This is a genomic window from Paenibacillus sp. p3-SID867, from assembly GCF_025142895.1.
Classification (GTDB): domain Bacteria; phylum Bacillota; class Bacilli; order Paenibacillales; family Paenibacillaceae; genus Paenibacillus_AQ.
This window is the reverse complement of record NZ_JAMBDM010000012.1, coordinates 173,290-192,476: the sequence shown is the minus strand read 5'-3', so window position 1 is coordinate 192,476 and position 19,187 is coordinate 173,290. Positions and strand designations below refer to the sequence as shown.

The following is a 19,187-nucleotide window of genomic DNA, read 5'->3' as shown; positions in this document are numbered from 1 at the left end:
CTCCGGCTGCGGCAGCCAGCAGTGCCGCAGCTCCCAGGGCCCCTGGCGCGGCATACCGCCGCCGCGGGCCCCCGCTGTGCCGCCAGCGGCACAGCAGCAGGCCGGCGAGGACGCCGCCGGCCCAAAGCCCGGCCAGCCACAGCAGGCCGGGCAGCACCGCTGGTGCCAGCTTGGCATCAGCCAGCTGGCGGTACAGCAGCGCCGCGCTCGCCAAAGGCGCGGCGGCAGCCACCAGGAGCGGCGCGAAAGCACGCCGCTCCTTAGCGAAGCCGGCCGCGCACGCGAGTGCGGCCGCGAGCCAGGCGCCGCGCGACTCCGTCAGGAGCAGCGCGGCAGTGTAGGGCAGCAGCGGCAGCAGGGCAGCCGCTGCGCGGAGCGTGCCCGTCCGGGACCGCAGGACGGGCGGCAGCGCGAACAGCCGCTCCAGCAGGAAGGCGGCCATCACGGCCCCGAACGTGTTCGGGTACTGAAGCAGGCCGCCAAGCCTCGCGCCGGACGCGCTGATGTCCGCATCCGCCGTATGATAGATCCCATACGGCAGCTCCAAAAGCCCATATACGGCAAGCAAAGCGCTGCCGCACAGCACAGCGCCCAACAGATGCCAGCCTATTTGCATCAATCGTAAGCCGTCACCTGTACGGCTTATACGCCAGGCAACAGCCGTAAAAGAGGCATAACTTCCCCACAGGATGATCTCCTTCATCGTGCCTTCCAGTGAGAGCGGCCGCCCGATCCCATGAAGCACGTACATGAGAATCATGCCGCAGATGCACCCCAATACCACTCGCAACCCTTTATCTAAATTAACCAAGCCCAATATCGTGCCCGTGCCAGGAATTCCCCGGCCTTGGATTCCATCATGCCGTTTAGCTGCCATCATAAGCAGCAGAAGCATCCCAAATCCTGCTCCGACCCCATAGACATCCCCGTCAAAAAACATCCCGCTCCGGATACCTGCCACAAAGACAAGTGCAATCAGCATCATCCCGCAAATACGATGCAGGGTCCTCCATGCCATGAACCAGCGCCCCCGTTCCGATGCATAACCATTCATCCCCGGCTGCTCCTTACAGGGCATCCGTCCTTCGTGGCCAAACCATCTATTAGCATTGTGGGCAAGGACATACGTTGTTATTCTTGAAGCAGCGGCGGGGAACTCATCGGCGCTATAAGGCCGCTTGACCCCCGAAGTTTATACTTTCTGACTATCTAAAAAAGCGATGAAAATGCAGTCGCACTTTCATCGCTTTTTCCGGAATCCGCATGATGTGATTTTACGTATCCGGCAGCAAGTCCTTGCACGCCCGTTCCAGATATGGCGAGGCGCTTAAAAAATCGCGGAACGCGGTATATTCCTGCCACAGTTTATCCCGATCTCCCGCAGAACCGCTAACCGCCCGGATCAATATATTCTTCGGAGTATGTTCCATATCAATAAACTCCAGCAGCTGCGTCTTGTAACCCATCAGATCGAGGAGCTTGGCTCGAATGGCGTCCGTGGCAAGGGCCGAGAAGCGTTCCTTCAATATACCGTGGGACAGCAGCGGCTCCATAACAGGGCTTTGGACTTGGGAGAACAGCTCATGCTGGCAGCAAGGGACCGACAGAATGACTGAAGCGCCCCAACGAACCGCTTTTTCCAGTGCAGCGTCTGTCGCCGTATCGCATGCATGCAGCGTGACCACCATATCCACCTGCTCCAGTTCGTCATATTCCGCAATGTCCCCGACAAGAAACTGCAATTGGGTGTAGTTCAGTTTTTTCGCCAGCATACTGCAGTGTTCGATGACATCCGCCTTGAGATCCAAACCGACAATATTCAGCTTTCTGCGCGCGGTTACCGCCAAATAGTGATATAAAGCGAAGGTCAGATAGGATTTGCCGCAGCCAAAATCAACGATCGTCAGTGGACGGTCCTCCGGCAGGTGGGGAAGCACATCCTCAACCATCTCCAGGAACCGGTTGATCTGTTTGAACTTATCGTATCGGCGGGCAAATACTTTGCCCTCTTCACTCATGATGCCGAGTTCCACCAGAAACGGAACAGGCTCTCCCTCTTCAAGGATATATGTCTTTTTCCGGTTATGGGACAAATCTGTCTTTGTCTTGGAGGGGGATTTGGTCAGAATCGAAACCTTGTATTTCTTCGAGATCAGAACCTGATAGTCCGCTTCCGGCGTATACATCATCGCTTGCCGGAATACATTCTCGAACATGTCAACCAGCACGGCCTCCGCCTCATCGGCCGGCACGTTCTGATGGGTGACTTTGGTTCCGGAATAATAGGCAAACTGATAGTGCAGCTTGTTCTTGAGCTCTACGGGCTTAACCGTTACTTTGCTGTAGGTCATGCCTTCCCGCTTGCGGAGCTGGCTTAGCGTAGCCGTGATCAATGATCCTTCTTCCATGATGTTGTGAATCAATTTTCTTAATGCATCCAAAAGGTACATCTCGCTTTCTTTATATGATAGACAGGTTAATCCCGCTTAGGTCAACGACTTGTCGCCGTTCACCGCTTCATGCGGAAAACGACGCTTAAGCTCATCCATTCCTTCATGGACTTCCTCCAGCGGAAGCCCGCCCTTCGCCAAATCCTCAGGCAGCTTCAGCTGCAATCTTTGATAGAACTGCACAGCTTCGCCATATTCCATCTTGCCATTATCCAGCAGTTGGTAGAGGGTGTTCTCCGCTTCTGCGTACATCCCCTGCTGCTCCGTATACGCATAGTAATCCCGCATCGCTGTTTCTGGCCATGCATACGACCTTAAACGTTCTCTCACCATACCGATCCGTTCCGTCAACCCGATCAGCTTCAAATCCGCTCCTTGCAGGGCCGACTTCAAATATAGCTGAAAGACCTTGGTATAGAGCATAACGGCTTCTTCTTCACGCTCCAACTCAAGCAGCAGGGACGCTTCCTCTTCCATTAGCCTGGCGGCGCTTTGCAGCTTGTCCGCTTCCAGATAACCGTGACTGCGAAATAGCTGCTCAATATCGGCAGCGGACAATGAGCGAAGCAGGTCTGAATTCAACCGGAACTGCCGTTTGAAGAGCTCATCAATCTCCCATAGCGCTTCTGTGTGCTTCCGCTCCTGCTTAAGCGAAAACACCTTGGCAATCATCTGTGTCATATCCTCAATTAGCCGCACGAGATAATCCCTGCGAAACATACGCGCACCCCCAACCTGCATCCATGACAGATGCAGCATATTCCTGATCTTCATCTTTACTATACTGCGTTCAGCTGCCAAGAAACCAAGAAGGAATGCCGGGGCAGCCTTTAGCGAATCATCCTTTACAAGGGAGAAATTTGCCGGTTCAAACCCAAACGGGATCACGATTAAATTGTAGGCTATCCGGGGCCGGAATTCCAGTTCCCGGCCCCCCCCTCCCATTCTCGCTCTGCTTCGGCCGGCCATGCATACGAGGTATGGCGCGTCTGGGCACAAAATAAATAAACGGATATCCCGCTAGGGGGTATCCGTTCATTATAAACTATTGAAAGATTCTCATGCGTTATTCATTCGTAAGCCGTCCCATAAAAGAAGTGATGACCTCGCCGAGCTTCTCCGGCGTCTCCATCATACTCATATGTCCTGCGCCCTCGATTACATATTGAGTCACGTTGTCATGGTCTGTCGTAAAGGTACGCTCTGCCGGAATCAACCCGTCCTTCTCTCCTGCTACCAGCAGGATAGGCAGCGTGGACGCGGAGAGCACATCGCGTCGGTCTGGACGCTCACGCATCGCCAGCGCCGCTCCGATTGCTCCCTGAGGTGGCGTTAGATAGCCTATCTCCTTCGCCCGCTGAATACATTCCGGCTTGTTATCCTTCGTATCCGGAGCGAATAAGCCGGGCACCAATCCGTCAACAAAAGCCGTAATGCCCTCCCCTTGGATGGTGCTGACCGCCTGCACCCTCTTTTCCTTCGCTTCGTCCGAATCCGGGTAGCCTGTGGAATGAATCAGGCCGAAGGCGTTCAAACGAGAAGCGTAACGCTGGGCAAAGGAGAGCGTGATATATCCTCCAAGGGAATGACCGAGTAACGCTGCCTTCGGAATGTCGAGCTCATCCATCAATAGCAGTACATCGTCTGCCATCTGTTCAATGGTATACGATCCCATCGGTGCATCAGATCGCCCGTGACCACGGAGATCCGGTACAATGACTCTGAAGCCTTGAAGAAATGGCAGTACCTGTTCCCAGTAGGCGGAGCTTCCGCAGAAACCGTGGAGCAGAATGATCGGCTCACCTTGTCCCTGATCAACATAACAAATCGTGCTGCCGTTGCATTGTACTTTTTCCATAGCGATACCCTTCTTTCTATTCAGCGGATGCCATGTGATAGACACCCATTATTTTATAAAGAATGATCTATTATTAAACAAAAACAACCCCGGCTGAAACGCCATGTCTTACGGCCTGAGGCCAAAGGCAATAGCGGCTTGCTTCGCTATCTGCTCCGCCATCCCCATGACTTGGTATAAGGACGTCACTTGGAGAGTCCAATACGGCTTCGGTCCATGGACGTTCACAACCGCTGCCACGCTATAATCTCCCACTGCCGGAAGCCTCCCGCCGACGGACTGGGCAGGCGTCAGTGGACCCTCGCAGGTAAAGAAATATCCGACTGACGAGGATTGTCCCAAGCATGCATCAATGGCAATAATTGACTTATCCTCAGGTATGCCTTGAAGTCTTGCCTCAAGATTAAAAGCGTCACACGGTTCGGGCAGCGTCCCGATCACATGCGGGAAACCGTATTCCGATAGCCGGCTTCCTGTTAGCGGTCCGAGTGCATCTCCTGTGGAACGGTCAGTGCCAATACATAAAAATACGATGCTATCCAGCGCATGCCGCTGCGAAATCGTCCGAAAAAAATCCGCCAGTTCATTCCCCGACATTTTAGCTTTTACAGCCTGTACGCCTGGCGTCTTGCCGGCTTGTTCGCTCATGACGGACCTCCTCCTTGATTACATCGCTTAAAACCTTGCTTTTTACAGCCTAAAAACCTTTTTTTCCTGATTTTAACCTATCTCTGTCTCCGATGGCAAAAACATTGGTCGAGCCGCATGGTAACATGGTACAATACAGGGATGAAAATCGTAAATCCGCCTATGAGAGGATGGTGTTAATCCATGGATTTGAGTGAAAAATCACAAGCTAATGTCGAGTATATGATTGAACAGATTAAAACCAAGCTTCGGATGGCTACCGGTGCTGCCATGCAAGCCTCCGCCTTCTCGGTTAACCAATATGATGATATTTATGATTTGTACGATATGGTCATGAATAAGCAAAACCTGAGTATATCGGAAGTGGAAGCAGTTGTATCGGAGCTCGGGCAGCTGCGCGGAAACCAGTAGATTATCATTAGCCCTTTTATAGCAAAGCCCCCGGAACTTCGCTGATCCAAGCGATGTTCCGGGGGCTTTGTTGTCCTTCTCTACGGCATATCGATCATCACCACTTCCGAGGTCCCCTCACTTGAGTTCCCTCGAAATGTCAGCTCGTGACGCCGCTGTATCCTGGCCGCGTCACCCGCAGTAATATTAAACATGCCGTCTTCCGACGATATTTCGACTTGACCGCTAATGACGTACAGGTGCATTCTCCGATCCCCTGCCAGGCTGTACGTCAGTTCTTGTCCAGTCTCCAGTATGGTACTGTACATCACAACATCCAGCGATTGGGGCAAGCTTGATTCACCATGGCCCGACCCGATGATCGGAAGCATCTGGTTCAACCGCTGTTCCTTTGTAAAATCGCTTTGATGGTGACTGGTCTCAAGGTCTGGCTCCGCAGGTAGAAACCACATTTCCAGATAGCGTACGTCCTCGGAAGACGAGGCATTCTTCTCTGCATGGTACACGCCGGAGCCTGTATTCACGACATGAATCGAACCGGAAGTCAGCTCCATTTCTTTCCCTGTATCATCTTCATACGTTAACGTGCCTTCCAGCACCAAATGGACAATGATCAAATCATGATGAAACCTTCGATCAAAACCCTCCATCGGTTTAAGCACATATTCATTATGTGCCAGCAAGCTTCCAAAATGCTCGTTATGCGGATCTGTATAATCCTCAAACGAAAAGCTGAATTCACTATGAATACCGTCTTTATGGGTAGTATGTCTTTCCGCTGCCGTCATGATCTTAATCATGGCCGGTCACCTCCGCCTTTTTTACTAATCAATACCCCGGCGGTTTCCGGTCTAATCAGTCATGCTTAAGCACGGTTCAGCATAAACGCGGTTTCCACCCTGCCTACTTTCAGGCCCTCATCGTTGCACAAATCTTTGGGATACGCGGCTTTCAAGCGATCGATGGTTGTCTTGTTGCTATACCCGATTTGCTCCAATATGGACTCCGCTACCCAGCCCCATTCTTCTTCTGATCCATCTGCAATTTTGAACGAAATGCCGAGCCGCTCCTTCTTCAGTCCTAAGCAGTACACGCCTTTAAAGCCTCCTTTGGCCACAATATTATCGTCTTCCAAGAGAAGGGTATCCACCTTTTGATTTCCTGCCACCATATAAGGAGATGCGTGCATGGCCTCCGTGATTCGGATGACCGCCCTTTTTGTTGGCTCATCCTCGATAAGGTCCGGGGATGCAAGCTTCATATAGGCTGTAGCCAAAGCGCGAAGCGGCATGGCGAATACCGGCAGGCCGCAACCGTCCGTTCCCAATCGGATATCAGAGGGGGCCAGTCCCGACAAATAGGAGACCGTCTGAAGGATCTCCTGCTGCAGTGGATGTTCAGGCTGATCGTATCCGAGCAGCGGGTACCCTTTCATCTGACAATAGGCCAACATACCATAATGCTTGCCGGAGCAATTATGGAACCATTTGCTCTTGTCTCTCTGCGCTCGCAGAAGAGTCTCCTTATTTTCCTCATCCAGCGGCCAGCTCGACGCGCAAACCATATAAGCTTCACTAATATTGACCTTTCGGGCAAAGCCTTCCAATACTTCGATATGAGCCGGCTCCGCCCGATGCGAAGCCGTCATGATCGCGATTTCCTTATCCGTCAGCCCATAATGGTCAGCAAGCCCGCCCCGGATGGAGGGGATTGCCTGCATCGGCTTGGCCGAAGAACGCGTAAATGCGACATATTCCGGATCTCCCGCGTATGCCTGTATGCTTCCTTGTTCATTAACAATACATATATGTCCATTGTGGACGCACTCCAAAATGTCCGCCCGATATTCCTTCACTAATACAGTATCCATGTTAAATAACTCCTTCTATAACCGTCTGTGACCATATGCCTGCCTTAAAAACCTGTGTATATCTGGTACCAATAATCCTCGATCATTCGGGGATTGTTGCAAATCTGTATTCAGTATAGTACAAAAATCTGCAAATAACAGCAGGCGATCATTCCGTAGGGGACGGACACTTCATTTTATCTCCCGTTTAACGTTGTCCTGTTTCACCATGTGGCCTTAGGTTTAATTACGAGATAAGCAAGCCCACTCGAAAAACATTGCTCTTTAAAAAGGAGGCGATCGTATGTGGGGAATCATCATCAGCATCGTAATGGCAATCATCATCGGGATCATCGGGGATGCGCTGGTTGGTCATGAAATGCCGGGCGGAATTATCGGGTCCATGATCGCTGGTTTCGTAGGCGCATGGCTCGGACCATGGCTCTTCGGAGCATGGGGGCCTGTCATTGGCGGATTTGCCATTGTGCCCGCTATCATCGGTACAGCTATCTTCGTATTCTTGCTCGGTCTTGCTGCCAAGCTATTTAGACGTACAGCCTGATTCTCGTGTCTATATTCTTTTTATATTAACTAAAAGGAGTGAAAGTTATGAATCACACAGAACAAGAACATCCAGTACAAAGCGGTTCCACATTCTTCAAAGGTGCTTTCATCGGTGCCCTGGTAGGAGCGGCGGCAGCTCTGTTGTTCGCCCCAAAGCCAGGCCGCGAACTGCGCGGGGATTTGTCCGAGAAACTGAGCATGGTAACGGATAAAACGAAGGAAGTTGCTTATACCGTAGGCGATAAAGCTTCTGAGCTTGCGAAAACCGTGGGTACCAAAGCCTCCGATGTGATGGCCACCGTGAATGAAGGCCGCCAAAGCATTATGTCCAGCGTCAAGGAAGCATCGGCAGACGTGTCCAGCGAGGTTTCAAATGCTTCCAAAGACGTAAAGGATAAAGCGATGGACACTTCTTCCGATGTCAGCCGTGAAATGAAATCGACAACGAATGTTTAATTCGTGAGGTCACGAATAGCCAGCTGACACAGCTGGCTATTTTTGTGCCAGATCGTGACAGTCAGCTTGTAAGCATCATTGGATTGATATGTGAAATGAAACGGCGTTTCTGCCTGGAAAGCGGGGAGATCTTATGAGTAAAGCGAACCCATATCATAGCGGCTCCAGTTTCTCGACCCGGAGCGGCGATCGTTCGAGACAACGCGATGAGCCACGAATGGAATCTGAAACAAGCGAGGAAAGGCGCTCCCGGGAGGCGGATGATATCCAGGAGCATCCCTTTGAACTGCGTCACGAAGTGAAGAAACTGAACACCCGTCTGGACAAAATTGCCACCACCCTGGAGAAGTCCGAAATGAAGGACATGATCGAGAATTACATGAATCCCAAGAAACGCATCATCGCCAACCTCACAGCCGGACTATCCCGGGGACTAGGCTTAACCCTTGGCACGGCACTTGTGCTGGGTCTTCTGGGTTACATTCTCAGCTTCTTTGTCAACGTACCGATGATTGGGGACTTCATCTCGGATTTGCAAGGATATATTGATCAATCCCGATCCTAGTGTATCTTTAGCATGCAAACGCCCGGTGCCTGTAAAGGTCACCGGGCGTTGTGATCATTGTTGCTGCCATTCATGGATCACCATTATGCCTCAAAGATTTTTATTGCTGGACTTTACTTGAAGCAGGTCTCCCGTCCATCCCTTCGCACGCATCCAAAGATACATGCCTCCCGTCCACAGCAGGGTACAACCGCTGACTACCGTAAATCCCCAGAACGTCTTAATGGCGGGCAAATTTTCAAAGTTCATCCCCCATATGGCTCCGACCACGGTTGCCGGTGTAAGCACGACCGTAAAAATCGTCAATGTCTTCATAATTTCATTACCGCGGAACGCGGAGATTGCATCGTCTATCGAAACCAGCGTATCGATTTCGCGCTCATAATGATGAATCAGCTTCTCCATTCTTTCCACTCGATGTAGAAGCTGTTGAAACGAGCGACTGCTATCCAGCTCGCCATGATACCCTTCCTTTGCTGCAGCGATCAGCTCCTGAAAAGGAATAAACAGATTGCTCCACTCCAACAGCTCAAACCGGGAAGTCAGAATGCTGTCCATTAAAGACCTCCGGTTGCGTGTACGCATATCGCTTTCGACAAGACGCAGGTTATGCTCGAATTGATCCATTCCCGCATGGTAATAATGCAAAATGGCCCGAGCCAGCACAAACATGCCGTCGACGGGCTTTTGGCATTGATGAAGCATGGAAGCTCTTTCGGACTTAGCCATCACGCTTCGGGTATGGTCATCCAAATTGATGGTGATCAGCACTTGGTCGTCCGTATAGAAATAGAACTGTTCCGACTTGTAATGATCGGCATCATCCGTTACCTTATAAAGCATGGTTCCCATAATGACCGGCTCCACCCCATCCTTGAATCGGACGGATAAATAGTTTCGTTCCTTTAACGTCGACGCCTGATCGAACCATTCGGCTGTATAAGGATAGCGCGTCCGAAGCTCGCCGATCCAGGAGGATTGCCAGTTATCCGTTCGAACATCGTACCACTTCCATCCCCCCGCAAAAGTATAAACATCCTGACCTTCCATCCTATCCGGCCCCAGCATGTTTTACTGCCACTCCCTTCTGTAAATACAAAATCGCAAGGTTCCAAAAAGGCACGCTTTCCCGTAATGGAGGAAGCGTGCCTTATGTTGCTATACGTCTGTTACTGTTACTACGAGGCTTGTCCATATCAGTAAGAAGAATTGGACATGATCTGCTTCAGTTTTTCCGTTGCCCGCTTCTGTATACGCGACACACTCATTTGCGACACGCCCAACCTCTGAGCGATTGCTCTCTGGGACTGTCCCTCCTGAAATGCCAGCAATAGCACCTTCTGCTCTTGCTCCTTCAACTGGCTCATCGCCTGCTGAAGATCCATGCGCTTCTCAACGGAATCAAAATCATTCACATCCGAACTGATTAGCTCTCCAAGCGTCGCTCCGGTTTCTTCCTGGGATAAAGGGGAATCCAATGATACATAATGATAGCATTCACGTCCGGCCAACACTTCGACCGTTTCCTCAACGGAAAGATCCAAGTAGGATGCGATCTCATTCACATCGGGAGATCTCTCCAGCTTCACCATTAATTCATCAATCGCCTGCTGAACCAAGGCACCCTTTTCCTTGATCCGCCTTGGCACTTGAATGTACCATGATTTATCGCGGAGAAAGTTTTTCATATGACCGATCATGCTTTTCATGGCATAGGGCTCAAATGGAATCCCCAGGCTGATGTCATATTGCTGCAGAAGACGAATTAATGCCATTTGGCCAACCTGATACAAATCCTCGTACAGGTCGGGCCGATTCCGGGCAATCTTGCCTGCGGCCATTTTGACCATCGGTTCATATTTCTTAATCAGCACCGTTGCGATATCGTTATCCTTCGTTTGCTGATATTGTTCAATTAAATGAACAGCTTCATCTCTGGACTCTTGGGGAGTCGCTTTATCACTCATACGGGCTCCTCGCTTCTTGCGAGACGCTTCGTCAGCGTAACCTCGGTTCCCTTTCCAGCCTGGTTTGTCACGCTTACCTCATCCATAAGCGCCTCCATCAGGTAGAAGCCTAGTCCTCCGATTTGGACCTCGCTGAGATCTTTATCATGAAGTGTACGGTTGCCAACCGCTCCCATACTGTCGAAACTCTCCCCTTCGTCTCGGACCGTGATGGATAGCGAATCGCTGGTCACTTGAAATAAAACCTCTACCATTCCGCCTTCCTGACTATAAGCATACAAGACCGAGTTATTACAGGCCTCCGACACCGCAACCTTCATATCTTCAATCTCTTCATAGGAAAAGCCCATCTTGGAAGCTATTCCATACAGATTCAGTCTTACAATATCAACGTATTCAGCACTGGCAGGCAAATTAAGCGTTACTCTTTGAACATCTGAATTCATTCTTTTCGATCCTTTCCTATTGGGAATTCTTCTTACGACTGAAAGAACTTCGCAATACCCGTCATATCGAACAGCTTTTGAATTTGCGGCGGAACTTCCTCGACTGCAAAGCGTGCTTCCATGCCATGTCTGGCTTTCAGTATCGACAGAAGAATACCAATACCCGTACTATCAATATATGTCATGTCCTTCATGTTGACGATCAAGTCTACTTCGGAATTGCCGACAAGAGGCTCCATCACTAATCGAAAATCAGGAGCGACGGACAAATCAAGTTCACCGCTCAGAAATACCGTGCATACGCCCTCGTTCATCTGGGTCTTAGCATTGAACTTATCATTCGTTTTTGTATTCATAGACACTCTCTCCCAATCATTTGTTTTCCCTTTACATAACCCGTTATCTCGCTTGTTGAAACAGGTTAAAGAGGGTTATGGGCACGCTAATATATGGGAATCGGTTTCAGTACTAACCGTTGATGATGCGAACAGGGCTTGCGGGCATATCCCATCCTTCCGGTTCTACCGGTACATACCGCGATATCAGGTGCTTCACACAGCTGATTTTTACCGGCTTGCTGATATATTCATTCATGCCTGCGTCAAAGCAGCGCTTCTGAATCCCGTCCATCACATTCGCCGTCATCGCAACCAGAACGGGAGCCTCAGTTTCCGGCTTCATCTGGCGGATCAGTCGCGCCGCCTCAAGACCATCCATTACCGGCATCTGCAAATCCATGAAGATCATGTCGTAGACTTTAGGACCTGCAACCATCTCAACTGCCTGTCTGCCGTCCTCCGCCATATCCGCTTTCATCCCCATCTTTTCCAGCATACTGTCCATCAGTTTTCGATTAATCGGATGATCGTCCACGATCAGGATGTTCGGTTGCCTCTCCCCATGCACACGATATTTTGCCGAACGCTCCTCTTCCCGGAGTCGTTGATGCTCTTCCTCATGTGTATGAACGCAGATCGTAAATACGAAAGTGGCTCCCTTGCCTTCCTTGGACTCCACCGCGATCTCTCCGCCCATCATCTGTACGAGCGATTTACAGATTGCCAGCCCCAGTCCTGTTCCACCGTACCGCCTTGTCATTGAGGAATCCAACTGAGAGAACGGCTTGAACAACCGATCGATTTTTTCGGATGAGATGCCAATTCCCGTATCCTTCACCGTGAATTCAAGGGTTAATCGGTCTTCTTCAGCTTGGGCAAGCGAGACAATCAAATACACACCACCCTCATTTGTAAACTTCACGGCATTGGATACCAGATTCACCAATACTTGACGAAGGCGTCCCATATCACCGAATACGATCGCAGGAATTTGATCCTCAATGTAATACGTAAGCTCCAGATTCTTCTTGGAGGCTTCTCCGGAGAACAAACCAAACACTTCCTGAACGCAGGACTTGAGATCAAACGGATATTCCTCCAGTTCCATTTTGCCTGATTCCATCTTGGAGAAATCCAGAATGTCATTAATGATGTTAACCAAGGCATCCGCACTGTTTCGGATAATGGCTGCATATTCCCGCTGCTCATCCTGAAGATCGCTGTCCATCAGCAAATCAATCATCCCGATGACGCCATTCATCGGCGTACGGATCTCATGACTCATCATCGCCAGAAATTCCGTTTTGGCTTTGGCGGCAATCTCCGCTTCTTCCTTGGCCAGCACAAGCTCTTGATTAATTTTTTCAAGCTCCTGGGTCTTCTGATGCAATTGCATGGACTGAATCTTCAGCCTGTTATTGGTCCGGTACATATCGACAAAACCCTCGATCTTGGACTTCAAGATTTGAGGGATAAAAGGTTTAACCATATAGTCGATTGCCCCTGCGGAGTATCCTGCAAAAAGATGCTCCGCGTCCTTGCTGTTCGCGGAAATGAATATAATCGGAATATCCTTCGTCTTGTCTCTCGCCTTGATCAGCCTTGCTGTTTCGATACCGTCCATGCCGGGCATTTGTACATCAAGAACAATCACGGCAAAATCATACTTCAAGAGATATCGTAAAGCCTCTTCCCCCGAAGTAGCTTTAATTAGCGTGTATTGTTCGCTGTCCAGAACAGCTTCGAGCGCAAGTAAGTTTTCAGGGCGGTCATCTACCAACAGAATATGAATCGGTTCGTGAAACCCCATGAGATCCTCCTACAAAACTCTATTTAATCTTCCGGTATATTTTCTCCACCCGGTCCAGCGTCTCATAAGCTTCACTATAATTCGTAAAGTGTATGGACTCTTTAGAACCCAGTACGAGAATACCAAAATGGCTTAGACTCTCGTGAAATAATCCGTGTACGTGATCCCTCAGCTGATCATTAAAATAAATCATGACGTTCCGGCAAAAAATCACATTAAACTCGTTAAAGGAACGGTCTGTTGCCAAATTATGCTCGGCAAATATCATGTTTTTCTTCAAAAACGGTTGGAAAATAACCGAATTGTACTTCGCTGTATAATATTCAGAGAACGAGCGGGTACCGCCCGCCTCCATATAATTCTTGGTATATTGCTTCATGCGTTTAATGTCGAATACACCTTCCTTGGCCTGCTGGAGCGAACGCGAATTCATGTCCGTCGCATAAATCCGGGACTTCTCATACAATCCCTCTTCATGAAGCAAAATGGCCATGGAATACACTTCTTCTCCGGTCGAACAGCCTGCATGCCAAATCCGTATATAAGGATACGTACGAAGCAATGGAACTACAGACTGCCTGAATGTCAGGAATAGCTTCGGATCCCTGAACATTTCCGTAACCGGAATCGATAGATTATATATAAGCCGCTCAAAACAAGAACGGTCGTGAAGCACTTTATCCTGTAGGGCTGATATGGTGGACACGCCCTCGGCATGAACATGATGCCAGATTCTCCGCCTCAATGAGGGAATGGCGTAATTGCGAAAATCGTAACCATAGAATCGATGAATACCTTCCAAAAGAAGCTCAATCTCGATCTGTTCCAGCTCACGTTCGCTTTCCTCTGTTAACAACAGTTGTTCTGATTCCATATGGTCACTAGATGACATCACGCTTGCACCGCTTTCCCCGTGTTTATTTGCTACTTGTACTTTACCCACAAAAGCGGCTTACGAATACAACCAAACCCTCATAAGCGAAAGAAGTTGCTCCGTTTGTATCGGTTTCTTCATATAATCGGAAGCTCCCGCTTCAATACATTTTGCACGATCCTCTTTCATGGCTTTGGCTGTCAGGGCAATAATCGGCAGTTTCTCGAATTCCGGCATTTCGCGTAAACGCCGCATCGCCTCATAACCGTCCATCTCCGGCATCATCATATCCATTAACACCAGATCAAATTCCGGATGATCCTGAAGCAGCTCGATGGCTTCCCTGCCGTTTTCCGCAAAGGTAACTTCCATATTGTAACCCTCCAGCACGCTGGAGAGAGCAAACACGTTACGGATATCATCGTCCACCAGCAGAATCTTCTTGCCTTCAAACAGCTCTTCCTTATTGTGCAGCTTCTGCAGGATTTTACGTTTATCTTCCGGCAAATCAGCCTCGACCCGATGGAGGAACAGCGTCGTTTCATCCAGAAGCCGCTCTGGCGATTTCACGTCTTTGATGATGATCGACTCCGCATATTTGCGAAGCTGCATCTCTTCCTTCGAATCCAGGTCCTTGCCTGTATAAATAATGATCGGCAGATCCACCAGGTTCTCGTCATCGCGGATCTGATCCAGCAGCTCAAAGCCTGTCATATCCGTCAGCATCAGATCGAGCACCATACAATCATAGCGCTGTTTGCGAAGCTCGCTGAGCGCTTCGGCGCCTGTGGATGCCGCCGTAATCGATACATCGTCATGACCAATCAATTCAATGATCGAATTCCGCTGTATGTCGTCATCCTCAACAATCAGGAGATGTTTCATCGATTTTTCCGCATAGGATTCGATATGCGTAAACGCGTCCTCCAGCGCTTCTCTCGATGACGGCTTCTTCAAGTAAGCGATCGCACCCATCATTAATCCTTGCTTCACTTCATCCACGACCGAAATAACATGCACTGGAATGTGACGCGTAACCGCAGAGCTCTTCAGCTCGCCCATGACAGACCAGCCGTCAATAACCGGAAGCTGGATATCCAGGATAATGGCATCCGGTTTGTACGACTTGGCCATCTCCAGACCGATATCCCCCTGCAATGCAACCAAGGCCTTGAAGCCGCGGCCTCTGGCCATATCCAGAAGAATTCTGGCAAACTTCACGTCATCCTCGATGATAAGCAAGACTTTATCTGTCGGTCCGAGTTGATTGCGATCGTCATCCACTTGTACGGATGGCTGAACCTCTTTTGTAATCATCTTCGCTTTCGGTACGATCAGATTACTCTCCGTGGGTGCCTCAATTGCTGCAGCTGCTTCCTGGTTACTCTCTACCAAATCCGGATGACTGGCTGGCAGGAAGAGCGTGAAGCAGCTTCCCTTGCCTTCTTCCGATTCAACCAGAATGCCCCCGCCCAGCAGACGGGAAAGCTCGCGGCTGATAGATAAACCAAGCCCGGTACCCCCGTATTTACGGCTGGTTGTGCCGTCTACCTGCTGGAAGGCTTCAAAGATCAGATCCGTTTTATCCGCCGGGATGCCGATTCCGGTATCCCTGACAGCAAAGGCCACATAATCCGCTTCGGCATTCAGGTAAAGCGGAAGCTTCTCCTTGTCGGCCTTTTCCACATGCAGCTCGACGGAACCGCTATTGGTAAACTTGAAGGCATTCGACAACAGATTGCGAAGAATTTGCTTCACGCGATGGCTGTCCGTGACAATGCTCTGCGGAATATCTTCACTGATATGCACACCCAGGTCAATATGCTTGCGTGATGCCACGGCGGCAAAGTTCTGCTCCACGAAGGCTTCAATATCCGGAAGCTGAACATCCTCATAATGGATCTCCATTTTCCCGGCATCCACTTTGGACAGATCTAGAATCTCATCAATCATTTTGAGCAGATCGGAGCCCGACATGTATATGGTCTGTGCATATTCAATCTGTTTATTGCTCAGATTTCCATCCTTATTCTCCGACAACAGCTGTGATAATATCAGCAGACTGTTTAGCGGGGTCCGCAGCTCGTGAGACATATTAGCCATGAACTCCGACTTATACTTCGTTGTAATCGAAAGCTGCTTCGCTTGCTGCTCAAGCTGCATTCTCGCCTTCTCGATCTCATCGTTCTTCTCTTCCACTTCCTGCACCTGTTCCTCAAGCGCACGAGTCTTGGCAACAAGCTCGGTATTGTAATGCTCCAACTCTTCCTGCTGGCGCTGCAGCAAGTCTTCGGAACGCTTGAGGGCATTAGTTTGCTCCTCCAGATTTTCGTTGGTGCGGCGAAGCTCTTCTTGCTGAGTCTGCAGCTCTTCCGATTGAACCTGAAGTTCTTCGGTCATGGCCTGCGATTCGCGCAGCAGCTGCTCTACCCGCAGACGACCTGTAATATTGTTCAGAATGATGCCAAGCGATTGACTCAGCTGAGACAAAAGCTGCTCCTGCAGTGATGTTGTTTCTTCAAAGGCTGCCAACTCAACAACACCCAACACTTCATTCTCAAACAGAATCGGATAGATCATGACCGATATCGGCTTCGATGATCCCCAAGCGGATTCCACCTTCATGTAATCCTCCGGCGCACTTTTCAGTACGATCGGTTTCTTGTCGAGCGCAGCTTGACCTACAAGCCCTTCCCCGATCATGAAGGAAATCTTCGGCTCTTCGCCGCCTTCATGGGCGTAAGAACCTTTCATCTCCAACTTATTCGGATGTTTGTCTTCTTGACGAATATAGATCGCTCCATAATGAGCACCCAGAATCGGCGTAAATTCACTGATAAACCGCTGACCGACTTCCTCCAGGGAATTGATCCCCTCCAGCAGTTCCGTGATTCTGGCCATATTCGAGTTGAGCCAGGACTGATCACGCTGCGCCTGGAGATAGGTTTCCTCGATGCGCTGCTTCTCGATAATATCTTCGGACAGGTCTTTAAATACCCGGGCCACATCGCCAAACTCATCCTTGGACGTAACTTTAATACGACGGATCGCCTTCAATCTGCCTTCTCCAAAGCTCTTCAACATCATGGAGACTACGTTGATGCCTCGGGTAATGCTTGGAAGAATCCATAGAATGACCAGCATTCCTAATAACAAACCGCCAGCCATGATATAGATAAACATTTGGACAGAGCGGTCATATGCTGCTTTCGCTGCTGTTATATCATCATTGATCTTCTGGTTCTCGTAGCTGCTAAGCTCGTTCAAACTCGTCAGCATCTCTTCCTGGACAGCTTGTCCGGTCGAATTACGAAGCAGATTAGCTTCCGTTGCGTTGCTCTTTGCCAGCAGCTCCAGTGTCTTATTTTGATAAACGATATATTGATTCACCGCACGCTCAATCCGAACTAACAATTGCTGCTCTTCCGCGGCATTTGCACTTTCTTTGATCGCTTTAAAATACGTTTGAGCTCGTGCTGTCATCGTTTCCAGTTCCTGTTCGGACACAGCATACGTAGACTGATCATTGCTCAAGATCATGTTCGTAAGCTCTCGAGCCATATCGTTGACTTCTCCGCGCATTGCGCTGGAGTTTCGTACCTTTTGGTAGCGATCCTGATAGATCTGGTTCAACTGGTCGTTCATATAACTGATTCGGTCATAACCAATCAAGGTCAGAACCAGCATGAGCGCCAGCAAAGTCGTAAAACCAATGACTAACTTGCTCCTAAGCTTCATTGATTGGTTTCCTCTCCTTTTTTAAGAGATATCCAAACCAGGCATTTATCGTCCTCTCGCTCCTGCGATGGATCATCCACAAAATATTGCTTCTTCATCTCATCTTCTCTCCAATGATGAGGGCCTCCCAAGTGCTCCTTCAGATAATCCAGCTTCTCGTCATGACCGCCCTCCACCAGTTCGAGCAGGCCGTCCGTATACATAACCAAATGTCCTTCACCTTCATATTGAAAGCTTCTTGGCTCCATGTCTTCGATCCGGTCAAACAATCCCACTGGGCAGCAGCCTTGATCCAGGGTCATCACATCCCCGCTCTCTTGAAAGAAGAGAGCCGGCGGATGCCCTGCGTTGACGTAGTCCACCCGCTTTAAACGGGTATCCACAACAAGATAGATCGCTGTAAAATAGTACTGTATCAGCTGTTCGCCGAGGTTTAACTGATTGAACCTGCGGTTCAATTCCTGAACCACCTTCTCCGGTTCGACATAAGTCGTCACCGTGTCCTTCAGAACCGAAGCGATGAACATACAAAATAGGGACGAAGTAATCCCGTGTCCCATCATATCCAGCAGAATCACGCCATAACGGCCATCACCAAGCGGGTACCATGCGTACAAATCTCCCGCAAGCTCTGCCGAGGGCTGGTACAGCGCATGAATCTCAAGCTGATCATCTTCGATTGGTGAGCTCAATACGGCATTCTGAACCATGGCCGCAAGCTTCAATTCGGCCTGGACCCGCTGTTCCCTCTCAATATGCCAGTCTTTCTCATGCTTCAACCGGAGCGCCAGGCGTATGCGTGCCATCAGCTCTACCTTGTTGATCGGTTTCGTTACGTAATCGGCGGCACCGGCATCCAGCGCTTCGGCCAGCTTCTTGGAATCCCCGACGGCGGTAACCATAATGATCGGTATATCTTTCAAATGCTCGTATTGCTGCACAATACGGCATGCTTCTATTCCATCCATCTCGGGCATCATCATATCAAGCAGGATCAGATCGATGTCCGATCTCTGGGGATGGAGTTCTTGGCTGCGATCGCCGATCCCCAGATGCTCCAGCATTTCCAGGGCTGAAGATGCAGATAGAGTGTTCTGGTAATTTTCCTTCTTTAAGATTTCTCGGATAATAATGACGTTAGTCGGATTGTCATCTACGATTAATATTCTCATTGCCCTCTCCCTTAACGTTTCGGATTATACGATAGAAATCC

General features: G+C 49.7%; 18 protein-coding genes and 1 pseudogene. 4 read left to right on the top strand and 15 right to left on the bottom strand.

Annotated elements, in window-relative coordinates; translation table 11 throughout:
* The 5 genes and pseudogenes from M4D81_RS23880 to yyaC form a co-directional block, all read right to left on the bottom strand.
* A pseudogene (locus M4D81_RS23880) lies at positions 1-1,054 on the bottom strand (O-antigen ligase family protein); the annotation flags it as partial.
* Between the two features lie 220 nt (positions 1,055-1,274).
* Positions 1,275-2,450 carry a class I SAM-dependent methyltransferase gene (locus M4D81_RS23875; protein ID WP_194544580.1) on the bottom strand — a complete coding sequence of 392 codons (1,176 nt, stop codon included), beginning with the start codon at positions 2,448-2,450 and terminating at the stop codon, positions 1,275-1,277.
* Positions 2,451-2,486: 36 nt separating this feature from the next.
* Positions 2,487-3,395, bottom strand: a complete 909-nt coding sequence (locus M4D81_RS23870) for a DUF6483 family protein (RefSeq protein WP_235613067.1) — start codon at positions 3,393-3,395, stop codon at positions 2,487-2,489.
* A gap of 121 nt (positions 3,396-3,516) precedes the next feature.
* Positions 3,517-4,308 carry an alpha/beta fold hydrolase gene (locus M4D81_RS23865; RefSeq protein ID WP_194544581.1) on the bottom strand — a complete coding sequence of 264 codons (792 nt, stop codon included), beginning with the start codon at positions 4,306-4,308 and terminating at the stop codon, positions 3,517-3,519.
* 108 nt (positions 4,309-4,416) lie between these two features.
* Entirely contained in the window at positions 4,417-4,956 is a 540-nt protein-coding gene (yyaC, locus tag M4D81_RS23860; RefSeq protein ID WP_260068258.1) for a spore protease YyaC, read from the bottom strand.
* 183 nt (positions 4,957-5,139) lie between these two features.
* Here yyaC and M4D81_RS23855 point away from each other — a divergent pair, with 183 nt between their 5' ends.
* Positions 5,140-5,367, top strand: coding sequence for a DUF1128 domain-containing protein (locus M4D81_RS23855; RefSeq protein WP_015737472.1), 228 nt, complete (start codon positions 5,140-5,142; stop codon positions 5,365-5,367).
* Positions 5,368-5,447: 80 nt separating this feature from the next.
* On the opposite strand, the gene M4D81_RS23850 is transcribed toward M4D81_RS23855, so the two are convergent.
* Together M4D81_RS23850 and M4D81_RS23845 are read right to left on the bottom strand one after the other, a co-directional pair.
* Positions 5,448-6,167 (bottom strand): pirin family protein, encoded by a 720-nt coding sequence (locus M4D81_RS23850; protein ID WP_260068257.1) that lies wholly within the window; start codon positions 6,165-6,167, stop codon positions 5,448-5,450.
* 65 nt (positions 6,168-6,232) lie between these two features.
* Entirely contained in the window at positions 6,233-7,237 is a 1,005-nt protein-coding gene (locus M4D81_RS23845) for an asparaginase (RefSeq protein ID WP_260068256.1), read from the bottom strand.
* A gap of 283 nt (positions 7,238-7,520) precedes the next feature.
* Between M4D81_RS23845 and M4D81_RS23840 the strand changes: the two genes are divergently transcribed.
* The 3 genes from M4D81_RS23840 (at position 7,521) to M4D81_RS23830 (ending at position 8,801) form a co-directional block, all read left to right on the top strand.
* Complete coding sequence (locus tag M4D81_RS23840; RefSeq protein ID WP_071219604.1) at positions 7,521-7,778, top strand: GlsB/YeaQ/YmgE family stress response membrane protein; 258 nt, start codon at positions 7,521-7,523, stop codon at positions 7,776-7,778.
* A gap of 47 nt (positions 7,779-7,825) precedes the next feature.
* Complete coding sequence (locus M4D81_RS23835) at positions 7,826-8,236, top strand: YtxH domain-containing protein (protein WP_216534039.1); 411 nt, start codon at positions 7,826-7,828, stop codon at positions 8,234-8,236.
* Positions 8,237-8,369: 133 nt separating this feature from the next.
* The gene (locus tag M4D81_RS23830) at positions 8,370-8,801 is read left to right on the top strand and encodes a DUF5665 domain-containing protein (RefSeq protein ID WP_071219606.1); all 432 of its coding nucleotides are present in this window, start codon (positions 8,370-8,372) and stop codon (positions 8,799-8,801) included.
* Positions 8,802-8,891: 90 nt separating this feature from the next.
* Here the strand turns inward: M4D81_RS23830 and M4D81_RS23825 are convergent, their stop codons facing one another.
* From M4D81_RS23825 to M4D81_RS23790, 8 genes are all read right to left on the bottom strand, one after another.
* Entirely contained in the window at positions 8,892-9,869 is a 978-nt protein-coding gene (locus M4D81_RS23825) for a magnesium transporter CorA family protein (protein ID WP_071219607.1), read from the bottom strand.
* 128 nt (positions 9,870-9,997) lie between these two features.
* The gene (locus M4D81_RS23820; protein ID WP_009594120.1) at positions 9,998-10,768 is read right to left on the bottom strand and encodes a sigma-70 family RNA polymerase sigma factor; all 771 of its coding nucleotides are present in this window, start codon (positions 10,766-10,768) and stop codon (positions 9,998-10,000) included.
* Positions 10,765-11,214 carry an anti-sigma B factor RsbW gene (gene rsbW, locus M4D81_RS23815; protein WP_071219608.1) on the bottom strand — a complete coding sequence of 150 codons (450 nt, stop codon included), beginning with the start codon at positions 11,212-11,214 and terminating at the stop codon, positions 10,765-10,767. Before rsbW ends, M4D81_RS23820 begins: the two co-directional genes overlap by 4 nt.
* A 32-nt stretch (positions 11,215-11,246) precedes the next feature.
* Entirely contained in the window at positions 11,247-11,570 is a 324-nt protein-coding gene (locus tag M4D81_RS23810; protein WP_009594079.1) for an STAS domain-containing protein, read from the bottom strand.
* Positions 11,571-11,682: 112 nt separating this feature from the next.
* On the bottom strand, positions 11,683-13,362 hold the full coding sequence (locus M4D81_RS23805) for a response regulator (RefSeq protein WP_260068255.1): 1,680 nt from the start codon (positions 13,360-13,362) through the stop codon (positions 11,683-11,685).
* A gap of 19 nt (positions 13,363-13,381) precedes the next feature.
* The gene (locus tag M4D81_RS23800) at positions 13,382-14,254 is read right to left on the bottom strand and encodes a CheR family methyltransferase (RefSeq protein WP_076325426.1); all 873 of its coding nucleotides are present in this window, start codon (positions 14,252-14,254) and stop codon (positions 13,382-13,384) included.
* Positions 14,255-14,314: 60 nt separating this feature from the next.
* Positions 14,315-17,974 carry a response regulator gene (locus M4D81_RS23795; RefSeq protein WP_260068254.1) on the bottom strand — a complete coding sequence of 1,220 codons (3,660 nt, stop codon included), beginning with the start codon at positions 17,972-17,974 and terminating at the stop codon, positions 14,315-14,317.
* Positions 17,971-19,146 (bottom strand): PP2C family protein-serine/threonine phosphatase, encoded by a 1,176-nt coding sequence (locus M4D81_RS23790; protein ID WP_260068253.1) that lies wholly within the window; start codon positions 19,144-19,146, stop codon positions 17,971-17,973. Before M4D81_RS23790 ends, M4D81_RS23795 begins: the two co-directional genes overlap by 4 nt.
* Positions 19,147-19,187: the final 41 nt, after the last annotated feature.

Coding starts and splice junctions, on each gene's coding strand:
- M4D81_RS23850 (WP_260068257.1), bottom strand. CDS start 6,167: ATGATTAAGATCATGACGGCAGCGGAAAGACATACTACCCATAAAGAC.
- M4D81_RS23820 (WP_009594120.1), bottom strand. CDS start 10,768: ATGAGTGATAAAGCGACTCCCCAAGAGTCCAGAGATGAAGCTGTTCAT.
- M4D81_RS23865 (WP_194544581.1), bottom strand. CDS start 4,308: ATGGAAAAAGTACAATGCAACGGCAGCACGATTTGTTATGTTGATCAG.
- rsbW (WP_071219608.1), bottom strand. CDS start 11,214: ATGAATTCAGATGTTCAAAGAGTAACGCTTAATTTGCCTGCCAGTGCT.
- M4D81_RS23875 (WP_194544580.1), bottom strand. CDS start 2,450: ATGTACCTTTTGGATGCATTAAGAAAATTGATTCACAACATCATGGAA.
- M4D81_RS23830 (WP_071219606.1), top strand. CDS start 8,370: ATGAGTAAAGCGAACCCATATCATAGCGGCTCCAGTTTCTCGACCCGG.
- M4D81_RS23810 (WP_009594079.1), bottom strand. CDS start 11,570: ATGAATACAAAAACGAATGATAAGTTCAATGCTAAGACCCAGATGAAC.
- M4D81_RS23790 (WP_260068253.1), bottom strand. CDS start 19,146: ATGAGAATATTAATCGTAGATGACAATCCGACTAACGTCATTATTATC.
- M4D81_RS23870 (WP_235613067.1), bottom strand. CDS start 3,395: ATGGGAGGGGGGGGCCGGGAACTGGAATTCCGGCCCCGGATAGCCTAC.
- M4D81_RS23805 (WP_260068255.1), bottom strand. CDS start 13,362: ATGGGGTTTCACGAACCGATTCATATTCTGTTGGTAGATGACCGCCCT.
- yyaC (WP_260068258.1), bottom strand. CDS start 4,956: ATGAGCGAACAAGCCGGCAAGACGCCAGGCGTACAGGCTGTAAAAGCT.
- M4D81_RS23845 (WP_260068256.1), bottom strand. CDS start 7,237: ATGGATACTGTATTAGTGAAGGAATATCGGGCGGACATTTTGGAGTGC.
- M4D81_RS23825 (WP_071219607.1), bottom strand. CDS start 9,869: ATGCTGGGGCCGGATAGGATGGAAGGTCAGGATGTTTATACTTTTGCG.
- M4D81_RS23835 (WP_216534039.1), top strand. CDS start 7,826: ATGAATCACACAGAACAAGAACATCCAGTACAAAGCGGTTCCACATTC.
- M4D81_RS23800 (WP_076325426.1), bottom strand. CDS start 14,254: ATGTCATCTAGTGACCATATGGAATCAGAACAACTGTTGTTAACAGAG.
- M4D81_RS23840 (WP_071219604.1), top strand. CDS start 7,521: ATGTGGGGAATCATCATCAGCATCGTAATGGCAATCATCATCGGGATC.
- M4D81_RS23855 (WP_015737472.1), top strand. CDS start 5,140: ATGGATTTGAGTGAAAAATCACAAGCTAATGTCGAGTATATGATTGAA.
- M4D81_RS23795 (WP_260068254.1), bottom strand. CDS start 17,974: ATGAAGCTTAGGAGCAAGTTAGTCATTGGTTTTACGACTTTGCTGGCG.